This window comes from Nocardia sp. NPDC004151 (assembly GCF_042874235.1).
Taxonomy (GTDB): Bacteria; Actinomycetota; Actinomycetes; order Mycobacteriales; family Mycobacteriaceae; genus Nocardia.
Genome location: NZ_JBIAMR010000001.1, coordinates 301,772 through 326,362, shown reverse-complemented (window position 1 = coordinate 326,362; position 24,591 = coordinate 301,772). Strand labels below are relative to the sequence as shown.

The 24,591-nt window shown below is 66.4% G+C and carries 4 protein-coding genes; 2 read left to right on the top strand and 2 right to left on the bottom strand.

The genetic code is table 11. The features are described 5' to 3' along the window. Nucleotides 1-8 precede the first annotated feature (8 nt). On the top strand, nt 9-1,532 hold the full coding sequence (locus ACFYTS_RS01455; RefSeq protein WP_387300558.1) for a flavin-containing monooxygenase: 1,524 nt from the start codon (nt 9-11) through the stop codon (nt 1,530-1,532). Between the two features lie 14 nt (nt 1,533-1,546). Here ACFYTS_RS01455 and ACFYTS_RS01450 read toward each other — a convergent pair whose 3' ends face one another. Together ACFYTS_RS01450 and ACFYTS_RS01445 are read right to left on the bottom strand one after the other, a co-directional pair. Beyond that, entirely contained in the window at nt 1,547-3,079 is a 1,533-nt protein-coding gene (locus ACFYTS_RS01450) for a flavin-containing monooxygenase (RefSeq protein WP_387300556.1), read from the bottom strand. Next, nucleotides 3,076-4,023: an SAM-dependent methyltransferase gene (locus ACFYTS_RS01445; RefSeq protein ID WP_387300554.1), complete on the bottom strand. Its 948-nt coding sequence runs from the start codon at nt 4,021-4,023 to the stop codon at nt 3,076-3,078. The genes ACFYTS_RS01450 and ACFYTS_RS01445 overlap by 4 nt, the downstream gene beginning before the upstream one ends. Nucleotides 4,024-4,585: 562 nt before the next feature. On the opposite strand from ACFYTS_RS01445, the gene ACFYTS_RS01440 reads away from it, so the two are divergent. Further along, nucleotides 4,586-24,589 (top strand): SDR family NAD(P)-dependent oxidoreductase, encoded by a 20,004-nt coding sequence (locus ACFYTS_RS01440; protein ID WP_387300552.1) that lies wholly within the window; start codon nt 4,586-4,588, stop codon nt 24,587-24,589. Nucleotides 24,590-24,591 lie beyond the last annotated feature (2 nt).

Sequence of the window (24,591 nt, the reverse complement as noted above, 5' to 3'; positions counted from 1 at the left end):
ATGCACACATGGGTACTACGACAACGCAACCCGATCACGAGATCGTGGTGATCGGTGCCGGACCCGGCGGTATCGCGGCGGGCGCGCTGCTCACACGCGCGGGAATCGAAGAGTTCACCATCCTGGAACGCGCCGGCGAGGTCGGCGGCAGTTGGCGCGACAATACCTACCCCGGGATCAGTGTCGATGTACCCGCGCTCACCTACCAGTATTCGTTCGCGCGCAAGGCCGATTGGCCGACGCTGTTCCCGGCGGGCGCCGAGGTGCAGGAGTATCACCGGGACGTCGCTCGCCGCTACGGTCTCTATCGGCACCTGCGGTTCCACACCGAGATCGTCCGCGAAGTCTGGGACGAGACACACCGCCGCTGGGAGTTGCACACCGCTGACGACCAGATCATTACGGCCAGGTTCGTGATCAGCGCGGTAGGCGCGTTTCTGCGGCCCAAAGTCGATTGTGGCATCGAGGGTTTCGCTGACTTCGCCGGCAAGGTCCAATGCCCGGACGCCTGGGACCATGATTTCGACATGGCGGGCAAGCGCGTGGCCGTGGTCGGCACCGGCGCGAGTTCCGTGCAGATCACGCCCGCGATCGCGCCCGAAGTAGCTCATCTCGATGTCCACCAGCGGACGCCGGTGTGGTGCGTACCCAAACCCAATTACGCGGTCCCGCAATGGTTCCAGAACGCCTTGCGCGTGCCGGGCGTGGCAGCGGCCCAGCAGGGGATGATCTTGCTCGCGATGGAACCCATCGCCAGACTGGCCACCTATCTGCCCTTGAGACTGGTGAAACCGTTGATGGCCGCATTCGACGCCTTCGCCAAGCGGGTATACGGAGCCTATCTCCGTCGGGTCATCGACGATCCCGACACGGCCGCCGCACTGACACCCGACTATGGCCCCATGACCAAGCGGCTCACCCTGTCGACCGGATACCCGGCGGTGTTCAATCGCGACAATGTCCGCCTGGTCACCGACGGCATCGAGCGGTTCACCGAGCACGGCCTCCGGACCAGCGATGGCACCGAGCACAAATATGACGCCATCGTGCTGGCAACCGGCTACCAGATGCACACCGATCCGGAGAGCTACGCCGAAGGCGCCATCGTCGGGCGGGATGGATTCGATCTCGGTCGGTTCTTCCGCGCCAATGGCGTACAGGCCTATGAGGGCGTGGCCCTCCCCGGCCTGCCGAACCGCTGGATGCTGGTCGGGCCGTACTCGCTGGCCGATATCGGATGGCACGGGATGGTCGAAACGACCGCGTCACACGCTATTCGAGCGATCCGGGAGGCGAGACGCCGCGGAGCCTCGGTTGTCGAGGTGAGCGAACGGGCGCACGCCGCTCACCATGCCGAGATCCGCAAGCGCGGCCAGGTGCTTCGCTACTACATCAGCACGCTGAACAAGGGCATTCCGACCTACTACAGCAACTCACACGGTGACACTCCGTACTTCCGGCCCTCCGGTCTCCTCGAAACACGGTGGCGTGGACGCCATTTCCCGTTCACCGACTACCACTTCGGTCGGTGAACGGTGGGCTACGCCTACCGGCCCGCGAAGATGTAGTCGCCGAGGGGGAACGACTGTGCATCGGCTCGAGCTCGGCGTGTGCGTACCGGGCGGTAGAACACCGATTGTCCGTGATGGTTGATGTACTGCGTATTGGTCGAATCGCAGGTGCCGCCCTCGAAGAGTGAGTTCGGAGTCAGGGCAGCGGTTTTGGCGGTCCACTCCTCGGCCGCTGCCTGTCGCACTTCGACGTCGATGGCATCGCGACGTTCGGCTTCGGCGAGGACGCGACCTATATGGGTCGCGGCAACCTCCGCCGCGATATGGTAGGTACCGCCCGTCCAGCCATAGTCTCCGAACATGGTGAAGCTGTTCGGCATCCCGGGTACGGAGTAACCGTGGTAGGTCGATGTTCGCTGCTTCTCCAGGAATTCAGCCATATCGAACCCGTCGCGACCGGTCACCGGCCGGTCGCGATATATCTGCGGATCGTAGTAGAGCCGGAACCCGGTGGCGAGTACGAGTACATCGATTTCTCGCTCCGTTCCGTCGACCGTGCGGATACCGTTCTCGGTGATTCTCTCGATGGAGTCCGTGGTCAGATCGACGTTGTCTCGCAGGAAGGTCTGCAGATACGCGTTCGTCGGTGAGACCGGCTTGCATGGGAAGGTGTAGGTGGGCAGAAGCTTCGCGCGCAGTTCATCGTTCGGAATTTCGCGTCGATAGAATTCGTCGAGCCACTGTGTGACCATGCGCCCGATGCGTGGGGTGCGTTGGTAGTGCAGCACCCACATGACCGTCAGTGAGTACATCGAGTCGAGACTTTCGTGCAGCAGGCGTTGAACGCGAGGCACACGGCGGAACAACTCGTTGAGCCAGGGCGGCATTGCCGGATCCCATTTGGGCGTGACCCATATCGGCGTGCGCTGGTACACGGTGAGTTGGCCGACCGCCGGCGCGATCTCCGGGATGATCTGGACCGCACTGGCTCCTGTTCCGATCACCGCGACGCGTTTGCCGGTCAGATCCACGCTGGTGTCCCAAGACGCCGGCTGCAGCACCGTTCCGCGGTAGTCGTCCAGTCCCTCGAGGTCCGGTGGCTTGATCTCGGGCAGTGGGCCGATGGCCGAGATCACGAAACGCGCTGTGACCCAGCGATCGTCGATTCGCAGTTTCCACAGCTTGTGTTCATCGTCCCAGCTGCGCGACTGTACCTCGCAATTCGGCCGCACGTGGGGCAGGAGGTTGTTCTCCTGATAGACCCGCTCGATGTAGGCCAGTACTTCGGGCCCCTTCGGAAAAAGCCGACTCCAGTTCGGATTCATATGATCCCGGTACTGGTACAGGTGAGCGGGTGTATCGACGCCGACTCCAGGGTACACATTGCTCCGCCACGTCCCGCCCACACCGTCCAGGCGGTCGTAGATGACGAAGTCCTCGATGCCGAGGCGGCGAAGCTCCAGTGCCATGGTCAAACCACCGAATCCGGCCCCGATGATCGCCACCGAATGATCCGGTGCCACGGGGTTGTCCGGCGTCTCGGATGATGTCGCTTCTGGTGCCGTCACCGCGACAACCCTTCAATGTGTGGCTTGTCTGCGACAGCGACGATGTAGTCCAGCCAAGGGGCCCAGAACGAGGCGCCTTTTCGGCCGAAGAACCGCCGGATCAGCGGATTGATTCGCCTCATCTCCGGAAGCTCGAACCTGCGGCTGACATACTCGGTATATTGGGGGTATACGTGGTCGCGGATCGAATAGACTCGCACATTTTCGAAGCCGGCTGTCGCGAGCGCTTGGCGATATTCCTCCGCATTGGTGTTGTTCTTGCGGGCAGTCGTGAATATGCGGTGCACCAGAATGCGCTTGGTACGCGACCGCTTGACCTCGCTCGGAACGTGCTCATCTGCGAGCGGCACGACGTCCGCGGTCACCAACCGGCCGCCAGGTTCCAGGACTCGGAATGCTTCGTCGAAAAATCGTGGACGCGACGGGAAGTGGAGTGCTGATTCGAGCGCAGTCACTTTCGTTGCGGACGCATCGGATTGCGGTAGATCGTTTGCCGACCCGTGCATATACGTCACGACATCGCTGAGTCCCAATTCGGTGGCCCGCGCGGTCGAGATCTCGATCTGTTTCGCGGAGATGTTCACGCCTGTAATTCGTTTCGGGCCAAACTCTTTCGCCCAGAGAAAGTCTTGGTCGCCGAGTCCGCAACCGACGTCGACCACGACGTCATCGGACCCGATGCGGGCTTCGGTTGCTACCAGCCGAGCCAACGCCGCGCCCGCTTGATCGAAGTCTTGCGTACCGTCCTCCCAGTAGCCCAGGTTCAGAAACAGCGATTCCTCACCGAGCGAGTTGGGTGCAGTGACAATTCTGTCGTACACCAGACTGAATCGATTGGGAACCCTGGGCACGAAAAGCAAGGCCGCAAACCACCCCCATTCGCGAATCCACCGCACAGTGCGTCGGGCCGAGCTCTCGGAATCGCGAAATTCCATGACTGCCATCAATATTTCCCCTCCAGCCGCTGGCTCTCCCCGCCGCCAGGCGGGCCGGTCGCCGATGCTAGCAGCCGGTCCACCCGGCCGTCGGATTATGGCCGCGGACCTCCTGGTCCGGAGAGAGTGGTCGCCTCCGCTGTGAAGTCCCTTGTCCGCCAAGCAACCTCGGGCCTATCGAAGGGCTGGACAAGGCCTCGCGCGTGGGGAGCGGCGGTGCGGTGACTGCTTGCATCGGACTGGAACGTGTTCTAGGTTGATGATGCGGTTCTGGGCCTGTCGGCCCTGCCCGGGCAGGACTGCTTCGGGAGTCATATGAGGGGAGTCATATGTCGGCGATCGCGGCGTTTCAGAAACTTGATGCCTGCGCCCATAATTTCGACAGCAGTGTCGATCTTTGGTGACGACTGCGGGGCGCGAAGTGTGGACAGTTCGTCAGTTGGCCTAGCGCGCAACACGTCAGAGCATCGTGTTGCTGACGCGCGTCACGATGATTTCGCGGGTTATTCCGACGGATCCGTACGACAACTCATCGCAACACAACTTCATCCGAGTTGCATAGGGGATTGGTATGACTCAACCGTATAAAGGGCACGCTGGGATTCTCGGCAATGAGACTGAGCCGACACAGCCGATCGCGATTGTGGGTATAGGTTGCCGGTTCCCGGGCGGGGTGGAGTCATCCGAAGACCTGTGGCAGCTGATCATCGACGGTCGTGACGGGCTATCGGATTTTCCGTCCGACCGTGGCTGGGATCTGGACCATCTGTACAACCCGGAGCCGGGTGTGCCGGGCAAGTCCTATGTGCGGGTGGGTGGATTCCTCCATCGCTCGTCCGAGTTCGACGCCGAGTTCTTCGGGATCAGTCCGCGCGAGGCGCTGGCGATGGACCCTCAGCAGCGGGTACTGCTGGAAACAGCCTGGGACGCATTGGAATCCGCGGGGTTCGACCCGTCGGCCCTGCGCGGCAGCGACACCGGGGTGTTCTGCGGGGTGATGCACAACGACTACGGGGTCGGGGCGGGCGGGCAGGTTCCGGTCGACGTCGAGGGCTATCAATTGACGGGCGGCTCGACCAGTGTGGTGTCAGGTCGGGTGTCGTACGTGCTGGGGTTGGAGGGCCCGGCGATTTCGGTGGACACGTCTGCCTCGTCCTCGTTGGTGGCGCTGCATCTGGCGGTCCAGGCGTTGCGGTCGGGGGAGTGTTCGCTGGCGCTGGCCGGTGGGGTGACCGTGATGTCGACACCCGCGACGTTCGTCGAGTTCTCCCGGCAGCGAGGGCTCGCGGTCGATGGCCGGGCCAAACCGTTCGCCGACGCGGCCGACGGGACGGCATGGGGCGAGGGCTCGGGTGTCCTTGTGCTGGAACGGTTGTCCGACGCCCAGCGCAACGGGCATCGGGTGCTGGCGGTGGTGCGGGGTAGCGCGGTCAATCAGGACGGGGCGTCGACCGGGTTGACCGCGCCGAATGGTCGCTCCCAGCAGCGGGTGATCCGGCGGGCATTGGCCGATGCCGGGGTGTCCGCGGCCGAGGTCGATGTGGTGGAGGCGCACGGCACCGGCACCAGGGTGGGCGATCCGATCGAGGCGCACGCGTTGCTGGCAACTTACGGGCAGGACCGGCCGGCGGATCTGCCGGTGTGGCTGGGTTCGGTCAAATCGAATATCGGGCACACACAAGCGGCTGCCGGCGTGGCCGGGGTGATCAAGATGGTGCAGGCGTTGCGCCGCGGAATCCTACCTAAGACGCTGAACGTGGATATGCCGTCCACACGGGTGGATTGGACTGCTGGGCGGGTGGAGCTGCTCACCGAGCAACGCGACTGGCCGACGGTCGATCGGCCGCGTCGTGCCGCGGTGTCGGGGTTCGGTGTCAGTGGCACCAATGCCCACGTCATCCTCGAGCAGGCTCCGGAATCGGTGACCGAACCGGTGGCCGATGGCGGTGCGGACGGGCCGGTGGCGTGGGTGTTGTCGGGTCGGTCGCCGGAAGCGCTTGCGGGGCAGGCGGATCGGTTGTCGCGGCACCTGCTCGAGCGTCCGGATGTGGATCCGGCGGATGTGGCGGCGACGCTGGCGCGTCGGTCGCGGTTCGAGCAGCGTGCGGTGGTCACGGGCGCGGACCGGGCGGCGCTGCTGGCGGGCTTGGCGGCGGTGACCCAAGGGCTACCCGCCGAAGGTGTGGTGTCGGGAACCGCACGCGCACAGGGCAAGACAGTGTTGGTGTTTCCGGGTCAGGGCGCGCAGTGGCTGGGGATGGGCCGGGAGCTGTTGGTGTCGTCGCCGGTGTTCGCGCAGGCTATGGCCGAGTGTGATCGGGTGTTTTCCTCGTTGGTGGAGTGGTCGCTGTTGGATGTGGTCGCTTCCGATGATGCGGGGTGGCTCGAGCAGGTCGAGATCGTGCAGCCGGTGTTGTTCGCGGTGATGGTGTCGCTGGCGGCGTTGTGGCGTTCGGTTGGTGTGGAACCTGATGCGGTGGTGGGTCATTCGCAGGGAGAGATCGCCGCGGCCTATGTGGCTGGTGTGTTGTCGCTCGAGGATGCGGCTCGGGTCGTGATTCTGAGGTCGGCGGCGTTGACGGTGCTGGCCGGTCAGGGCGCGATGGTGGCGGTCGGGCTCGCGGTCGAGCAGGTCGAGGAGCTGCTCAGCGGGTTCGACGGGTTGGCGGTCGCCGTGGTCAACGGCCCGGGATCGACCGTGGTGTCCGGTGATGTCGGGCAGATCGAGTTGTTCCTGACCGAGTGTGAGCGACTCGAGGTGCGCGCCCGCCGGATCGCGGTGGACTACGCCTCCCATTCTCCCCAGGTCGACCAGCTCCGCGAGCACTTGATGCAGGCGCTCACCACAGACCGGACTGCTTCACTCGAGAAGCCTTCGTCGCGGGCGGCGTTCTATTCGACTGTCACCGGCACGGTCCTGGACCCGAGCGAATTGGATGCCGAGTACTGGTTCCGCAATCTGCGGGAGACGGTGCGTTTCGAACAGGCCGTGCGGGCATTGCACCGCGACGGATACAGCGTGTTCGTCGAGGCGAGCCCGCACCCCTTGCTGACCGTCGATGTCGAACAGATCTGTGCGGCAGCCGATCCCGACAGCCATGACCCGGTGATCGTGGGATCGCTGCAGCGCGACCAGGACAGTGCTCTCACTTTCACCCGCTCGGTGGCCCGCTTGGAAGTGTCGGGTGTGGGTGTGGTGTGGGATGCGGTGTTCGGGGGTCGCGGGCGGCGTGTGGAGTTGCCGGGTTACGCGTTCCAGCGTCGCCGATATTGGTTGAGCTCTTCGGGGGCCGCTGTTGCGGGGCCGGCGGAGGCCGGGCATTCGGTGGTCCGTCCCGTCCCGGACGTTGTGGTGAGTTTGCGACAGCGGTTGGCGGGATTGACGTCCGCCGAGCGGGAGGCATTGGTCCGGGACACTGTTCGCGGCCAGGTCGCGGCCGTGCTGGGCCACGACGGTGGCACGGCTATCGATGGCGGCCGCAACTTCCGGGATCTGGGCTTCGATTCGTTGACCGGGGTCGAGGCACGGGAGCGGTTGAACACGGTCACCGGGTTGCGGTTGCCCGCGTCCCTCGTCTTCGATCATCCGACGCCGGATGCGGTGGCCGCCCACATCCTTTCCCAGCTCACCGGCGCCGATATCGCCGCGGCTTCGGAATCGGCATCGGTGGTGTCGTGGTCGTCGTCGGATCCGGTGGCGATTGTGGGGGTGGGCTGTCGTTTTCCGGGTGGGGTGTCTTCCGCGGAAGAGCTGTGGCGGTTGGTGGTCGACGGGCGTGATGTGATTTCGGGATTCCCGACCGACCGCGGCTGGGACGGGGTGTTCGATCCGGTGCCGGGTGCGGCGGGTAAGTCGTACACGAATGAGGGCGGATTCCTTTACGAAGCAGCGGAGTTCGACGCCGGGTTCTTCGGGATCAGTCCGCGTGAGGCGGTCGGGATGGACCCGCAGCAGCGGATCATGCTGGAGACGGCGTGGGAGGCGCTCGAGCATGCCGCGATCCGGCCGGAGACGTTGCGGGGCAGCGACACCGGCGTGTACATCGGGGTGATCGACCAGGGCTACGGGGACGGGGTCGGCGATGGCGACTTCACCGGCGGTACGGCGAGCGTGGTGTCGGGCCGCGTGTCGTACGTGCTGGGGTTGGAAGGGCCTGCGGTATCCGTGGATACGGCGTGCTCGGGGGGCCTGGTGGCGTTGCATCAGGCGGTGGCGGCATTGCGCGCGGGGGAGTGTTCGCTGGCGTTGGCCGGTGCGGTGACGGTGATGTCCACTCCGTCGATGTTCGTGGAGTTCTCTCGGCAGCGGGGGTTGGCTGCGGATGGCCGGTGTAAACCGTTCGCGGAGGCCGCGGATGGGACGGCGTGGGGTGAGGGTTCGGGTGTGCTGGTACTGGAGCGGCTGTCGGATGCGCGGCGCAACGGGCATCAGGTGCTGGCGGTGGTGCGTGGCAGCGCGGTCAATCAGGACGGTGCGTCCAATGGGTTGACCGCGCCGAACGGGCCTTCGCAGCAGCGAGTGATCCGGCGCGCGTTGGCCGATGCCGGGTTGTCGGCGGCCGAGGTCGATGTGGTGGAGGCGCACGGTACGGGGACCAGGTTGGGTGATCCGATCGAGGCGCAGGCGCTGCTGGCGACCTACGGTCAGGGCCGTCCGGCGGACCGGCCGGTGTGGTTGGGTTCGGTCAAGTCGAATATCGGGCACACGCAGGCGGCGGCGGGTGTGGCCGGTGTGATCAAGATGGTGCAGGCCTTGCGCTATGGGGTGCTGCCCAGAACCCTGCACGTGGACGCGCCGTCCTCACAGGTGGATTGGACGGCGGGTCACGCCGAGCTGCTGAGTCGGGCACAGAACTGGCCGGCGGCCGATCGGCCGCGGCGAGCGGCGGTGTCGGCTTTCGGCATCAGTGGCACCAATGCTCACGTCATCCTAGAAGAAGCTCCGGTGAGCGAGTCGGCGCCGCAGCCACCGATACCGTCGGACGGGTCGGCACCGGTGGCGTGGGTGTTGTCGGCACGGACCCGGGATGGATTGGCGGAGCAGGCGGCTCGGCTGTCGACCCATCTGGGGCAGTGCCCGGACGTGGACGCGGTGGATGTGGCCGCGACCCTGTCGGGCCGTTCGCGGTTCGATCATCGAGCGGTGATCGTGGGCCTGGATCGGGCGCAGCTGCTGGGCGGGCTGGACGCGGTGGCGCAAGGGCTGCCCGCGGGCGCTGGTGCGGTGGTGTCGGGAACCGCACGCGCACAAGGCAAGACGGTGTTGGTGTTCCCGGGTCAGGGCGCGCAGTGGCTGGGGATGGGCCGGGAGCTGCTGGCGTCCTCACCGGTGTTCGCGCAGTCCATGACCGAGTGTGATCGCGTGTTCTCCACGTTGGTGGACTGGTCGCTGCTCGAGGTGCTCGACGGTGGTGACGGCGCGCCCTCGCTGGAGCGCGTCGACGTGGTACAGCCGGTGTTGTTCGCGGTGATGGTGTCGTTGGCGGCGTTGTGGCGTTCGGTTGGTGTGGAACCTGATGCGGTGGTGGGTCATTCGCAGGGAGAGATCGCGGCGGCTTATGTGGCGGGTGTGTTGTCGCTCGAGGATGCGGCTCGGGTCGTGATTCTGAGGTCGGCGGCGTTGACGGTGCTGGCCGGTCAGGGCGCGATGGTGTCGGTCGGGCTCGCGGTCGAGCAGGTCGAGCGGCTGCTCGAGCGGTTTGACCGTTTGGCGGTGGCTGTGGTCAACGGCCCGGGATCGACAGTGGTGTCCGGTGATGTCGGGCAGATGGGGTCGTTCCTGACCGAGTGTGAGCGACTCGAGGTGCGCGCCCGCCGGATCGCGGTGGACTACGCCTCGCATTCTCCTCAAGTCGAACAGGTCCGTGCGCAGCTGCTCGGCGCGCTCACCGAAATCCAGCCGCGTACATCAGGTTCCACGCGTTCGAGGGGTGCGTCGGAGGTGGCGTTCTGTTCGACCGTCACCGGCACGGTCCTGGACCCGAGCGAATTGGATGCCGAGTACTGGTTCCGCAATCTGCGGGAGACGGTGCGTTTCGAACAGGCCGTGCGGGCATTGCACCGCGACGGATACAGCGTGTTCGTCGAGGCGAGCCCGCACCCCTTGCTGACCGTTGATATCGAACAGATCTGTGCCGCAGCCGATCCCGGCAGCACCATGCTCCCGAACGTCCATGGCCCGGTGATCGTGGGTTCGTTGCTGCGTGGCGAGGATTGCGCGGTCGCGTTCACGCGCTCCATGGCCCGCCTGGAGGTGGCAGGTGTGGATGTGGAGTGGAATGTACTGCGTCAGGATCGTGGTCGTCGAATCGACTTGCCCACGTACGCGTTCCAGCGTCGACACTACTGGAAGACCCCGACCGGTAACGGTGACGCGGCGTCGCTGGGGTTGACCGGGGCCGGGCACCCGCTGCTGGGTGCGGTGATGATGTCCGCGGACACAGGTGCGGTGGTGCTGACGGGTCGACTGTCGTTGTCGTCGCAGCCATGGCTTTCCGATCACGCGGTCGGTGGCGTGGTGTTGTTCCCCGGTACCGGGTTCGTGGAGTTGGCGATGCGGGCGGGAGCGGAAGCCGGATGCCCGGTGCTGCGGGACCTGACCCTGACGACTCCGTTGGTGTTGACCGCCGAGACCGCGGTGCAGCTCCAGGTCGTGGTCGACCGACCCGACGGGCAGGGGCAGGGAGTGCGGCGGGTGGTGGTGTACTCCCGTGACGCCGATGACCCGCAGGCCGCGTGGGTCACGCATGCCGAGGGAGTACTCCAGCAGCAGGACGCTGATGTCGCGAATTCCGTTGCCGCCGGAGCGGTGTCGGAGGGCTTGGCGGTGTGGCCGCCGAGTGGCGCAGTGCCGGTGGACGATGTGTATCCGGTGTTGGCTGATCTCGGATATGACTACGGTCCGGCGTTCCAGGGGTTGCGGTCGTTGTGGCGTCGTGGTGAGGAGTTGTTCGTCGAAGCCGCACTGCCGGATTCGGTGAGTGATGCGTCGGGGTACGGACTGCATCCGGCGCTGTTGGATTCTGTGCTGCATGGCGTGGTGATGCCTTCCGATTCCCATTCCGGTGGCGTGATGTTGCCGTTCGCGTGGTCGGAGGTGTCGCCGCATACGGGCGGCGCGTCGGTGGTGCGGGCCCGGATCCACCCGATCGAATCCGGTACCGGTGCGGTCGCGATCGAGGTCGCCGACACCGCCGGGCAGCCGGTGCTGACAGTCGGGTCGTTGACTTTGCGGCCGGTGTTGCCGGGGCAATTGCGTGCGTCGAGCACGCGGGAGCGGTTGTGTGTGGTGCAGTGGACACCGGCGGAGACTTCGATTCTGGGGTCGGAGCCGGAGTCTCGGGTGTTCACCGCGATCGAGGAATTCTTGGCGTGGACGCGCGACGAGGGTGTGTCGGTGCCGCCGGTTGTGGTGCTGGACCGACGCGAGATCGACACTTCCGGGGATGTGCCGCGGCGGGTGCATCGGGCGACCGGTGAGGTGTTGGCCGGGTTGCAGGCCTGGCTGGGTGAGTCGCGGTTCGCCGCGAGCACATTGGTGGTGCTGACCTGTGGGGCGGTCGCACCTGCGGGTGAGCCGGTCGATGATCTGGCTGGTGCGGCGGTGTGGGGTCTGGTGCGTTCGGCGCAAACGGAGGATCCGGGCCGGATCGTCCTGGTCGACACCGACACTGCCGCAACGGCAGTGGACTTGGCCGGGGTGTTGGCGTGTGGTGAGCCTCAGGTCATGATCCGTTCCGGGGTGTCGCATACCGCCCGATTGGTCCGGCTCCCGGTGCAAGACACTGGCGTGGATTCGGGTGTGGTGTCGGAGGGCACGGTGCTGATCACCGGGGGCACCGGTGGGCTGGGATCGATGTTGGCGCGGCATCTGGTGACCGAGTACGGGGTGCGGTCGTTGGTGTTGGCCAGTCGGCGCGGCCCGGCAGCGCCGGGGGCAGCGGAGTTGGTCGCGGAGTTGACCGGGTTGGGTGCCCGGGTGCGGATCGTGGCGTGCGATGTGTCCCAGCGCGATGAGGTCGTGGAGTTGCTGGCCGCGGTTCCTCAGGACGCACCGTTGAGCGGTGTGGTGCACACCGCAGGCGTGCTCGACGACGGTGTCGTGGTGTCGTTGCGCCCCGAACAAGTAGACGCGGTGTTGGCGGCCAAGACGGATGCGGCGTGGCATCTGCACGAGTTGACCCGTGAGCTGGATCTTCGGTTGTTCGTGTTGTATTCGTCGGTCGCGGGTGTGCTGGGCACCGCGGGGCAGGGCAATTACGCGGCCGCGAACGCATTCCTCGACGGGTTGGCCGAGCATCGCCGTGTGAGTGGGTTGGTCGCGACATCGATCGCGTGGGGGTTGTGGGCTTCCGATACCGGTATGACCGGTCACCTCGGCGACACCGACACCACACGGCTGGGCCGCGTCGGGGTGGCGGCGATGTCGGACGAGCAGGGCTTGGCGTTGTTCGACGCCGCACTCGTCCAACACCGTGCGGGCGTAGTGGCGGCGCGCATCGATTCGGCCGCATTGGCGGCCCGTTCCCGTGCCGGTGTTCTGGCTCCGATGCTGGAGGGCATGCTGCCGACTATTCGCCGCAGCCCATCGGGTGCGGCAGGTGCGGTGGGTTTGGGGCAGCGGTTGGTCGGGTTGACACCGACCGAGCGAAAGGCGCTGGTGCTGGACACTGTTCGCGGTCAGGTCGCGGCTGTGCTGGGTCACGATAGTGGTGCGGCCGTAGCCGCTGACCGTAGTTTCCGGGATCTGGGTTTCGATTCGCTGACCGCGGTCGAGGCGCGCAATCGGTTGAACGCGGTCACCGGGTTGCGGTTGCCCGTGACCCTGGTTTTCGATTATCCGACGCCCGACAGTGTCGCTACACACATCCTTGGCCGGCTCACCGGCGCCGATATCGCTGCGGTCCCGGAATCCGCCTCGGTGGTGTCGTCGTCGGAGCCGGTAGCGATTGTGGGGGTGGGCTGCCGTTTCCCTGGTGGGGTGTCCTCGCCGGAGGAGTTGTGGCGCTTGGTGGTCGACGGGCGTGATGTGATCTCGACGTTCCCGACCGATCGTGGCTGGGACGGGGTGTTCGATCCGGTGCTCGGTACCGCGGGTAAGTCGTACACGAACCAGGGCGGGTTCCTTTACGAAGCGGGCGAGTTCGATGCCGGGTTCTTCGGAATCAGTCCGCGCGAGGCGATCACGATGGACCCGCAGCAGCGAGTACTGCTGGAAACTTCCTGGGAGGCACTGGAATCAGCGGGCATCGACCCGTTGACGCTGCGGGGCAGCGACACCGGCGTGTATGTCGGTGCGATGTATCACGATTACCCGCACAGCGAAGTAGCCGGTGCTGTCCTGTCGGGTCGGGTGTCGTATGTGCTGGGGCTGGAAGGGCCTGCGGTGTCGGTGGATACGGCGTGTTCGTCGAGTCTGGTGGCCCTGCATCAGGCGGTGGCGGCTTTGCGCGCGGGAGAATGCTCGCTGGCGCTGGCCGGTGGGGTGACGGTGATGGCCACGCCCGCGACGTTCGTCGAGTTCTCTCGGCAGCGGGGGTTGGCTGCGGATGGTCGGTGTAAGCCGTTTTCGGAGGCCGCTGACGGGACCGCGTTCGGTGAGGGTTCGGGTGTGCTGGTGTTGGAGCGGCTGTCGGATGCCCAGCGCAACGGGCATCAGGTGCTGGCGGTGGTGCGTGGCAGCGCGGTCAATCAGGATGGCGCCTCCAACGGTTTCAGTGCCCCGAACGGGCCTTCCCAGCAGCGGGTGATCCGGCGGGCGTTGGCCGATGCGGGGGTGCCGGCGGCCGAGGTCGACGTGGTCGAAGCCCATGGCACCGGCACCAGGTTGGGTGATCCGATCGAGGCGCAGGCGCTGCTGGCGACCTACGGTCAGGGCCGTCCGGCGGACCGGCCGGTGTGGTTGGGTTCGGTCAAGTCGAATATCGGGCACACGCAGGCGGCGGCGGGTGTGGCCGGTGTGATCAAGATGGTGCAGGCCTTGCGCTATGGGGTGCTGCCCAGAACCCTGCACGTGGACGCGCCGTCCTCACAGGTGGATTGGACGGCGGGTCACGCCGAGCTGCTGAGTCGGGCACAGAACTGGCCGGCGGCCGATCGGCCGCGGCGAGCGGCGGTGTCGGCTTTCGGCATCAGTGGCACCAATGCTCACGTCATCCTAGAAGAAGCTCCGGTGAGCGAGTCGGCGCCGCAGCCACCGATACCGTCGGACGGGTCAGCGCCGGTGGCGTGGGTGTTGTCCGGTCGGGCACCGGAAGCGCTTGCGGGGCAGGCGGATCGGTTGTCGCGGCACCTGCGCGAGCGCCCGGATGTGGATCCGGTGGATGTGGCGGCGACCCTGTCGGGACGTTCGCGGTTCGATCATCGAGCGGTGGTCACGGGCAGGGGCCATGCGGCGTTGCTGTCGGGCTTGGACGCGGTGGCTCGCGGGCTGCCAGGCGATGGTGTGGTGTCGGGGACCGCACGCGCACAGGGCAAGACAGTGTTGGTGTTTCCGGGTCAGGGGGCGCAGTGGCTGGGGATGGGCCGGGTGCTGTTGGTGTCGTCGCCGGTGTTCGCGCAGGCTATGGCCGAGTGTGATCGGGTGTTTTCCTCGTTGGTGGAGTGGTCGCTGTTGGATGTGCTCGGTTCCGATGATGCGGGGTGGCTCGAGCAGGTCGAGATTGTGCAGCCGGTGTTGTTCGCGGTGATGGTGTCGCTTGCGGCGTTGTGGCGTTCGGTTGGTGTGGAACCTGATGCGGTGGTGGGTCATTCGCAGGGAGAGATCGCCGCGGCCTATGTGGCTGGTGTGTTGTCGCTCGAGGATGCGGCTCGGGTCGTGATCCTGCGTTCGGCGGCGTTGACGGCGCTCGCGGGTCAAGGCGCGATGGTGTCGGTGTACGCGCCTCGGGATCGGGTCGAGGAGCTGCTCGGCGGGTTCGACGGGTTGGCGGTGGCTGTGGTCAATGGCCCGGGATCGACCGTGGTCTCCGGTGATGTCGGGCAGATGGGGTCGTTCCTGGCCGAGTGTGAGCGACTCGAGGTGCGTGCCCGCCGGATCGCGGTGGATTATGCCTCGCATTCTCCTCAGGTCGAACAGGTCCGCGATCGCCTCCTCGGCGCGCTCGCCGAAATCCTTCCGCGCTCACAAGGTTCCACGAGCCCGACAGGGGTGGTGTTCTATTCGACTGTCACCGGCACGGTCCTGGATCCTGCCGGGCTGGACGCGGACTACTGGTTCCGCAATCTGCGGGCGACGGTGAGCTTCGAGCAGGCCGTGCGGGCATTGCACCGCGACGGATACGGCGTGTTCGTCGAGGCGAGCCCGCACCCGCTGTTGACCGTCGATGTCGAACAGATCTGTGCCGCAGCCGATCCCGGCAACGGCATACCCTCGAACGCCCATGATCCGGTGATCGTGGGTTCGTTGCTGCGTGGCGAGGATTGCGCGGTCGCGTTCACGCGCTCGATGGCCCGGTTGGAGGTGTCGGGTGTCGATGTGGCATGGGATGCTTTGCTTCAGGCTCGTGGTTGTCGAATCGAGTTGCCCACGTACGCGTTCCAGCGTCGACGCTACTGGTTGAACTCGACCGGGAACAGTGACGCGGCGTCGCTGGGATTGGCTGGTGCCGGGCACCCGCTGCTGGGCGCGGTGATGGTGTCCGCGGACTCGGGTGCGGTGGTGCTGACGGGTCGACTGTCGTTGTCGTCGCAGCCATGGCTTTCCGATCACGCGGTCGGTGGAACGGTATTGCTCCCGGGCACCGGTTTCGTGGAGTTGGCCATGCGGGCGGGCGAAGAGATCGGGTGTCCGGTCCTGCGGGACCTGACGCTGATGACGCCGTTGGTGTTGACTGCCGAGACCGCGGTGCAGCTTCAGGTCGTGGTCGACGGACCCGACGGGCAGGGGTCGGGTGCGCGACGCGTGGCGTTGTACTCCCGTGACGCCGAGGACCTACAGGCCGGGTGGGTTACCCATGCCGAGGGGGTGCTCGAGCAGCGGGACGCTGATGTCGCGAATTCGGTTGCCGCCGGTGCGGTGTCGGAGGCGTTGGCGGTGTGGCCGCCTGCGGGCGCGGTGCGTGTGGGCGTGGAGGACCTCTACGGCAGGCTCGGCGATCTCGGGTACGGCTACGGTCCGGCGTTCCGGGGGGTGCGGTCGTTGTGGCGGCGTGGTGAGGAGTTGTTCGTCGAAGCCGCACTGCCGGATTCGGTGAGTGATGGGTCGGGGTACGGGCTGCATCCGGCGCTGTTGGATTCGGTGTTGCATGCCACGGTGATGGCTGTGGTGGCAACCGATTCCGGTGCTGGTGTCGAGGTGGTGTTGCCGTTCGCATGGTCGGAGACGGCCTTGTATGCGGTCGGTGCGTCTGCGGTGCGGGCGCGGATCTCACCGACCGATGTCGGTGCGGTCGCGGTCGAGGTCGCCGACCTTTCCGGGCATCTGGTGTTGGCGGTCGGGTCGTTGACCTTGCGGCCGGTGTCGCCGGGGCAATTGGGCACATCCATGTCACGTGACCGGTTGTGCGTGGTGCAGTGGACACCGGCGGAGACTCCGATCCCGGGTGCGGGGTCGGAGCCGGAGTCTCGGGTGTTCACCGCGATCGAGGAATTCTTGGCGTGGACGCGCGACGAGGGTGTGTCGGTGCAGCCGGTTGTGGTGCTGGACCGACGCGAGATCGGCGACACCTCCGAGGATGTGCTGCGGCGGGTGCATCGGGCGACCGGTGAGGTGCTGGCCGGGTTGCAGGCCTGGCTGGGTGAGTCGCGATTCGCGGAAAGCAGGTTGGTGGTGTTGACCTGTGGGGCGATCGCCCAGGCGGGTGAGCCGGTCGCTGATCTGGCAGGTGCCGCGGTGTGGGGGCTGGTGCGTTCGGCGCAAACGGAGGACCCGGGCCGGATCGTGCTTGTGGACACCGATCTCCCAGACGGTGTTTCCGTGGGCGTCGTGTCCGGGAGCGCGACCGCCGCAACGGCAGTGGACTTGGCCGGGGTATTGGCGTGTGGTGAACCTCAGGTCATGATCCGTTCCGGGGTATCGCATACCGCTCGACTGGTCCGGGTGCAGGTGGAGGAGACCGGTGTGGATGCGGGTGTGGCGTCTGCGGGCACGGTGGTGGTCACCGGGGGCACCGGTGGGCTGGGATCGATGTTGGCGCGGCATCTGGTGACCGAGTACGGGGTGCGGTCGTTGGTGTTGGCCAGTCGCCGTGGCCTTGCGGCTTCGGGGGCAGCGGAGTTGGTCGCGGAGTTGACCGGGTTGGGTGCCCGGGTGCGGATCGTGGCGTGCGATGTGTCCCAGCGCGATGAGGTCGTGGAGTTGCTGGCCTCGGTTCCTCAGGACGCACCGTTGAGCGGTGTGGTGCACACCGCGGGTGTGCTCGATGACGGTGTGGTGGTGTCGTTGAGCCCGGATCGGATGGACGCGGTGTTGGCGGCCAAGGCTGATGCGGCATGGCACCTGCACGAGTTGACCCGTGAGCTGGATCTGGGGTTGTTCGTGTTGTATTCCTCGGTCGCGGGCGTGCTGGGCACCGCCGGGCAGGGCAACTACGCGGCCGCGAATACGTTCCTCGATGGGTTGGCCGAGCATCGGCGTGCGAGTGGGCTGGTCGCGACATCGATCGCGTGGGGGTTGTGGGCTTCCGATACCGGGATGACCGGGCATCTCGGTGATGTCGACGCCATGCGTTTGAATCGTGATGGGGTGGCGGCGATGTCGGACGAGCAGGGTTTGGCGTTGTTCGACGCCGCTGTGGCGCAAACTCGTTCGGGTGTAGTGGCGGCGCGCATCGATTCGGCCGCGTTGGCGGCCCGTTCCCGTGCCGGTGTCCTTGCTCCGATGCTGGAGGGCATGCTGCCGACTATTCGCCGCAGCCCATCGGGTGCGGCAGGCGCGGTGGGTCTGCGGCAGCGGCTGGTCGGGCTGACACCGACCGAACAACAAGCGCTGGTCCTGGACATTGTTCGCGGTCAGGTCGCGGCTGTGCTGGGTCACGATAGCGGTGCGGCCGTGAATGCCGACCGTAGTTTCCGGGATCTGGGTTTCGATTCGCTGACCGCGGTCGAGGCCCGCAATCGGTTGAACGCGGTCACCGGGTTACGGTTGTCGGCGACCCTGGTTTTCGACCACCCGACGCCCGACCGTGCCGCCGCGCACATCCTTGGCCGGCTCACCGGCACCGATATCGCTGCGGTCTCGGAATCGGCATCGGTGGTGTCGTGGTCGTCGTCGGAGCCGGTAGCGATTGTGGGGGTGGGCTGCCGTTTCCCTGGTGGGGTGTCCTCGCCGGAGGAGTTGTGGCGCTTGGTGGTCGACGGGCGTGATGTGATCTCGACGTTCCCGACCGATCGTGGCTGGGAAGGGGTGTTCGATCCCGCGCCGGGTGTCGAGGGTAAGTCGTACGCGAATGAGGGCGGATTCCTTTACGACGCAGCGGAGTTCGACGCGGAGTTCTTCGGGATCAGTCCGCGTGAGGCGGTCGGTATGGACCCGCAACAGCGGCTGATATTGGAAACGGCGTGGGAGGCGCTCGAGCATGCCGGGATCCGGCCGGAGACGTTGAGGGGCAGCGATACCGGCGTGTATGTCGGTGCGATGTATCACGACTATCCGCAGACCGAATCAGCCGGCGCTGTCCTGTCGGGTCGGGTGTCGTATGTGCTGGGTCTGGAAGGTCCTGCGGTGTCGGTGGATACGGCGTGTTCGTCGAGTCTGGTGGCCCTGCATCAGGCGGTGACTGCGTTGCGTACGGGGGAGTGTTCGCTGGCGTTGGCCGGTGGGGTGACGGTGATGTCGACACCCGCGACATTCGTCGAGTTCTCCCGGCAGCGGGCATTGGCGGCGGATGGTCGGTGTAAGCCTTTCGCGGAGGCGGCCGACGGGACCGCGTTCGGTGAGGGCTCAGGTGTCCTTGTGCTGGAACGGCTGTCCGATGCCGAGCGCAACGGGCATCAGGTGCTGGCGGTGGTGCGTGGCAGCGCGGTCAACCAGGACGGTGCGTCCAATGGCTTCAGTGCGCCGAACGGGCCTTCCCAGCAGCGGGTGATCCGGCGGGCATTGGCCAATGCCGGGGTGTCTGCCGCTGAGGTCGACGTGGTCGAGGCCCACGGCACGGCGACCAGGTTGGGTGATCCGATCGAGGCGCAGGCATTGCTGGCGACCTATGGTCAGCGTGAAACCGATTCGGAACCGGTGCGGTTGGGTTCGATCAAGTCGAATATCGGCCACACGCAGGCGGCTGCCGGTGTGGCCGGTGTGATCAAGATGGTGCAGGCCCTGCGCCACGGGGTGCTGCCCAGAACCCTGCACGTGGATGCGCCGTCCTCGCACGTGGATTGGACGGCGGGTCACGCCGAGCTGCTGAGCCGGGCACAGAACTGGCCGGAGGCCGATCGGCCGCGGCGAGCCGCGGTGTCGGCTTTCGGTGTCAGTGGCACCAATGCTCACGTCATCCTCGAACAAGCTCCGGTGAGCGAGCCGGTACCGCAACCCCGGACACCGATCGATGAATCGGTGCCGCTGGTGTGGGTGGTGTCGGCACGGACCCGGGACGGGTTGGCAGGGCAGGCATCTCGGTTGTCGGCGTATCTGGGGCAGCGTCCGGATGCGGATGCGGTGGATGTGGCCGCGACCCTGTCGGGCCGTTCGCGGTTCGATCATCGAGCGGTGATCGTGGGCCTGGATCGGACGCAGCTGCTGGGCGGGCTCGACACGGTCGCACGCGGGCTGCCAGGCGATGGTGTGGTGTCGGGGGTCGCCGGCAAACCCGGTAAGACGGTGCTGATCTTCCCGGGTCAGGGGGCGCAGTGGCTGGGGATGGGCCGGGTGCTGTTGGTGTCGTCGCCGGTGTTCGCGCAGGCTATGGCCGAGTGTGATCGGGTGTTTTCCTCGTTGGTGGAGTGGTCGCTGTTGGATGTGCTCGGTTCCGATGATGCGGGGTGGCTCGAGCAGGTCGAGATTGTGCAGCCGGTGTTGTTCGCGGTGATGGTGTCGTTGGCGCAGCTGTGGCGTTCGGTTGGTGTGGAACCTGATGCGGTGGTGGGTCATTCGCAGGGAGAGATCGCCGCGGCCTATGTGGCTGGTGTGTTGTCGCTCGAGGATGCGGCCCGGGTCGTGATTCTGAGGTCGGCGGCGTTGACGGTGTTGGCGGGTCAGGGCGCGATGGTGGCGGTCGGACTGTCGGTCGAGCGGGTCGAGCGGCTGCTCGAGCGGTTCGACCGTTTGGCCGTGGCTGTGGTCAACGGCCCGGGATCGACCGTGGTGTCCGGTGAGATCGGGCAGATGGAGTCGTTCCTGGCCGAGTGTGAGCGACTCGAGGTGCGTGCCCGCCGGATCGCGGTGGATTATGCCTCGCATTCTCCTCAGGTCGAACAGGTCCGCGATCGCCTCCTCGGCGCACTCGCCGAAATCCTTCCGCGCTCACAAGGTTCCACGAGCCCGACAGGGGTGGTGTTCTATTCGACCGTCACCGGCACGGTCCTGGACCCCGCCGAATTGGATGCCCGGTACTGGTTCCGCAATCTGCGGGAGACGGTGCGTTTCGAGCAGGCGGTGCGGGCGTTGCGGCGGGATGGATACGGGGTGTTCGTCGAGGCGAGCCCGCACCCCTTGCTGACCGTCGATGTCGAACAGATTTGTGCGGCAGCCGATCCCGACGTCCATGACCCGGTGATCGTGGGTTCGTTGCTGCGTGGCGAGGATTGCGCGGTCGCGTTCACGCGCTCGATGGCCCGCCTGGAGGTGTCGGGTGTCGATGTGGCGTGGGATGCGGTACGTCAGGGTGGTGGTCGCCGGGTCGAGTTGCCCACGTACGCGTTCCAGCGTCGCCGCTACTGGTTGACGCCGGCCGGGACTGCTGACGTGGCGTCGCTGGGGTTGACCGGTGCCGGGCACCCGCTGCTGGGTGCGGTGATGGTGTCCGCGGACTCGGGTGCGGTGGTGTTGACGGGCCGGTTGTCGTTGGCGTCGCGGCCGTGGCTTGCTGATCACGCGGTCGGTGGCGTGGTGTTGTTCCCCGGCACCGGGTTCGTGGAATTGGCGATGCGGGCGGGGGCGGAAGCCGGGTGCCCGGTGCTGCGGGACCTGACGCTGATGACCCCGTTGGTGTTGACTGCCGAGACCGCGGTGCAGCTTCAGGTCGTGGTCGACGGACCCGACGGGCAGGGGTCGGGTGCGCGACGCGTGGCGTTGTACTCCCGTGACGCCGAGGGCCCGCAGGCCGGCTGGGTTACTCATGCTGAGGGCGTACTCGAGCAGCGGGACGCTGATGTCGCGAATTCGGTTGCCGCCGGTGCGGTGTCGGAGGCGTTGGCGGTGTGGCCGCCTGAGGGCGCGGTGGCTGAGGCGACCGACGATGTGTATCCGGTGTTGGCTGATCGCGGATATGACTACGGTCCGACCTTCCAGGGGTTGCGGTCGTTGTGGCGTCGTGGTGAGGAGTTGTTCGTCGAGGCCGCACTGCCGGATTCGGTGAGTGATGCGTCGGGGTTCGGACTGCATCCGGCGCTATTGGATTCTGTACTGCATGCCGCGGTGATGGCCGGTGCCGGTGGCGAGGTGATGTTGCCGTTCGCGTGGTCGGAGGTGTCGCTGCACGCGGTCGGCGCGTCAGTAGTTCGGGCGCGGATCTCGCCGACTGATTCCGGTACCGGCGCGTTGGCGATCGAGGTCGCAGACACCGCCGGGCAGCCGGTGCTGACGGCTGGGTCATTGACCTCGCGGCCGGTGTCGCCGGGACAGCTGGGCGCGTCGAGCACGCGGGAGCGGTTGTGCGTGGTGCAGTGGACACCGGCGGAGACTCCGATCCCGGGTGCGGGGTCGGAGCCGGAGTCTCGGGTGTTCACCGCGATCGAGGAATTCTTGGCGTGGACGCGCGACGATACTGCGTCGGTGCCGCCGGTTGTGGTGCTGGACCGACGCGAGATCGGCGACACCTCCGAGGATGTGCTGCGGCGGGTGCATCGGGCGACCGGTGAGGTGCTGGCCGGGTTGCAGGCCTGGCTGGGTGAGTCGCGGTTCGCCGCGAGCACATTGGTGGTGCTGACCAGTGGGGCGGTCGCGCGTGCGGGTGAGCAGATCGCTGATCTGGCTGGTGCCGCGGTGTGGGGGCTGGTGCGTTCGGCGCAGTCGGAGGACCCGGGCAGGATCGTGCTCGTCGACTCCGATCACCCCGTGGATATGCCGATGGCGATGCTGACCGAGGCGCTGGCCTGCGGTGAACCTCAAGTCATGATCCGTTCCGGGTCGCCGCATACCGCTCGACTGGTCCGGCTCACCGATTCGCCGGGTCTGGTTGTGCCGGACTCGATGTCGTGGCGCCTCGAAGCCGGTAATGACACCATCGACGGGCTCGAGCTGAAGCGATGCGGTGCCGCTGATCAACCTCTGGCGCCGGGGCAGGTCCGTATCGCGGTGCGGGCCGGTGGCCTGAACTTCCGAGACATTCTCATCTGCCTGGGTGAAGTGGCTTCGAAGAACACCCTGATGGGCATGGAAGCGGCGGGCGTCGTCGTCGAGGTCGGCCCGGGGGTGGACGGCTTCGCGCCCGGCGACCGGGTGATGGGATTGATCGAAGGCGGTCTGGGTCCATTCGAGGTGACGGATCAGAGACTGATCATCCATATGCCCGAGGGGTGGTCGTTCATCGAGGCGGCCACCGTTCCGATCGTCTTCCTGACCGCCTATTACGGGCTTCGCGATCTGGGTCGCGTCCGGCCAGGCGAGACTCTGCTGGTGCATGCGGCGGCCGGCGGGGTGGGCATGGCGGCTACCCAGTTGGCCCGGCACTGGGGAATCGAGGTGTACGGGACCGCGAGCCAGGGCAAGTGGGACACCTTGCGTTCCCTGGGGTACGACGAGCAGCACATCGGGGATTCCCGGTCGCTTCACTTCGAAGAACAGTTCATGGCGGCTACCGGTGGCCGCGGTGTGGATGTCGTTCTGGACTCGCTGGCAGGGGAATTCGTCGATACGTCGCTACGGCTGCTACCGCGCGGCGGTCGTTTCCTGGAGATGGGCAAGACCGACATCCGTGACAGCGGAGAGATCGCCGCTCGTTATCCGGGAGTGCACTATCGTGCGTTCGATCTGGTGCATGCCGGGCCGGATCGGATCGCGGAGATGCTGGTCGATCTCAAAGCGATGTTCGACACCGAAGTGATCACTCCGCTGCCTGTCAAGACCTTCGACATTCGGCGTGCGCGCGACGCGTTCCGATACTTCAGTCAGGCGCGCCACATCGGCAAGATCGTCCTTACCCTCCCGGCGGGTCCGGGTGGTGTGGATTCCGGTGTGGTGTCGGCGGTTTCGGCGGGCACGGTGTTGGTGACCGGTGGCACCGGAGGGTTGGGAGCGATGCTCGCCCGGCACCTGGTGGCCCAGTACGGGGTGCGGTCGCTGGTGCTGGCCAGCCGGCGCGGTCCGGCCGCGCCGGGAGCGGCGGAGCTGGTCACGGAACTGTCCGAGCTGGGCGCGCGGGTGCGGGTGCTGGCCTGTGATGTGTCCGATCGGGCGGCGGTGGCGCGGTTGCTGACCGCGGTTCCGGAGGACGCGCCGCTGACCGGTGTGGTGCACACGGCCGGTGTGCTCGACGACGGTGTGGTGGTGTCGTTGCGCCCCGAACAGGTGGATGCGGTGCTGGCGGCCAAGGCGGATGCGGCGTGGCATCTGCACGAGTCGACCCGCGAGCTGGATCTCCCGCTGTTCGTGTTGTACTCCTCGGTCGCCGGTGTGCTGGGCGCTGCGGGGCAGGGCAACTACGCGGCCGCGAACGCGTTCCTCGACGGGTTGGCCGAGCATCGCCGCGGCGACAGTCGAGCGGCGGTGTCGATCGCGTGGGGCCTGTGGGCCCAGGGCACCGGGATGACCGGACACCTCGGCGACACCGACACCACACGGCTGGGCCGCGTCGGGATGGCGGCGATGTCGGACGAGCAGGGCTTGGCGTTGTTCGACGCCGCTGTGGCGGAACACCGTTCGGGTGTGGTCGCTGCCCGCGTGGACATGGCCGCACTGGTTGCCGGCGCGCGTGCCGGGACGCTCGCCCCGATGCTGGAGGGCTTGCTCCCGGAGGTACGCCGGGGCGCCGAAGTCGCGGTGGATCTGCGGCAGCGGTTGGCGGGACTGCCGGACGCCGACCGAAAGACCCTGGTACTGGCCACTGTGCGTAGCCAGGCCGCGGCCGTGCTGGGGCACGATAGCGATGTGGTCATCGATGCCGACCGCAATTTCCGGGATCTGGGCTTCGATTCGCTGACCGCCGTCGAGGCGCGCAATCGATTGAACGCCGTCACCGGGCTGCGGCTGCCCGCGACGCTCGTTTTCGACTATCCGACACCCGATGCGGTCACCGCGTACATTCTCGCCCAACTCGCCGACACCGATACCTCGGACTCTTTGTCGCGCCTGGAAAAAGAGGTCATGGATATGGTCGACGGCAACCGGATGACCGACGAGTTCTACTCGAGACTGGTGAATCTGACACGAATCGCCGGTCGGGCGAACGAAGATCCGGATGCGTCCCACTCGGAGGACATCATGGCCATGAGCGACGAAAATCTGATGGACCTGCTGGAAGACGAATTCGGCATCTCGTAGCA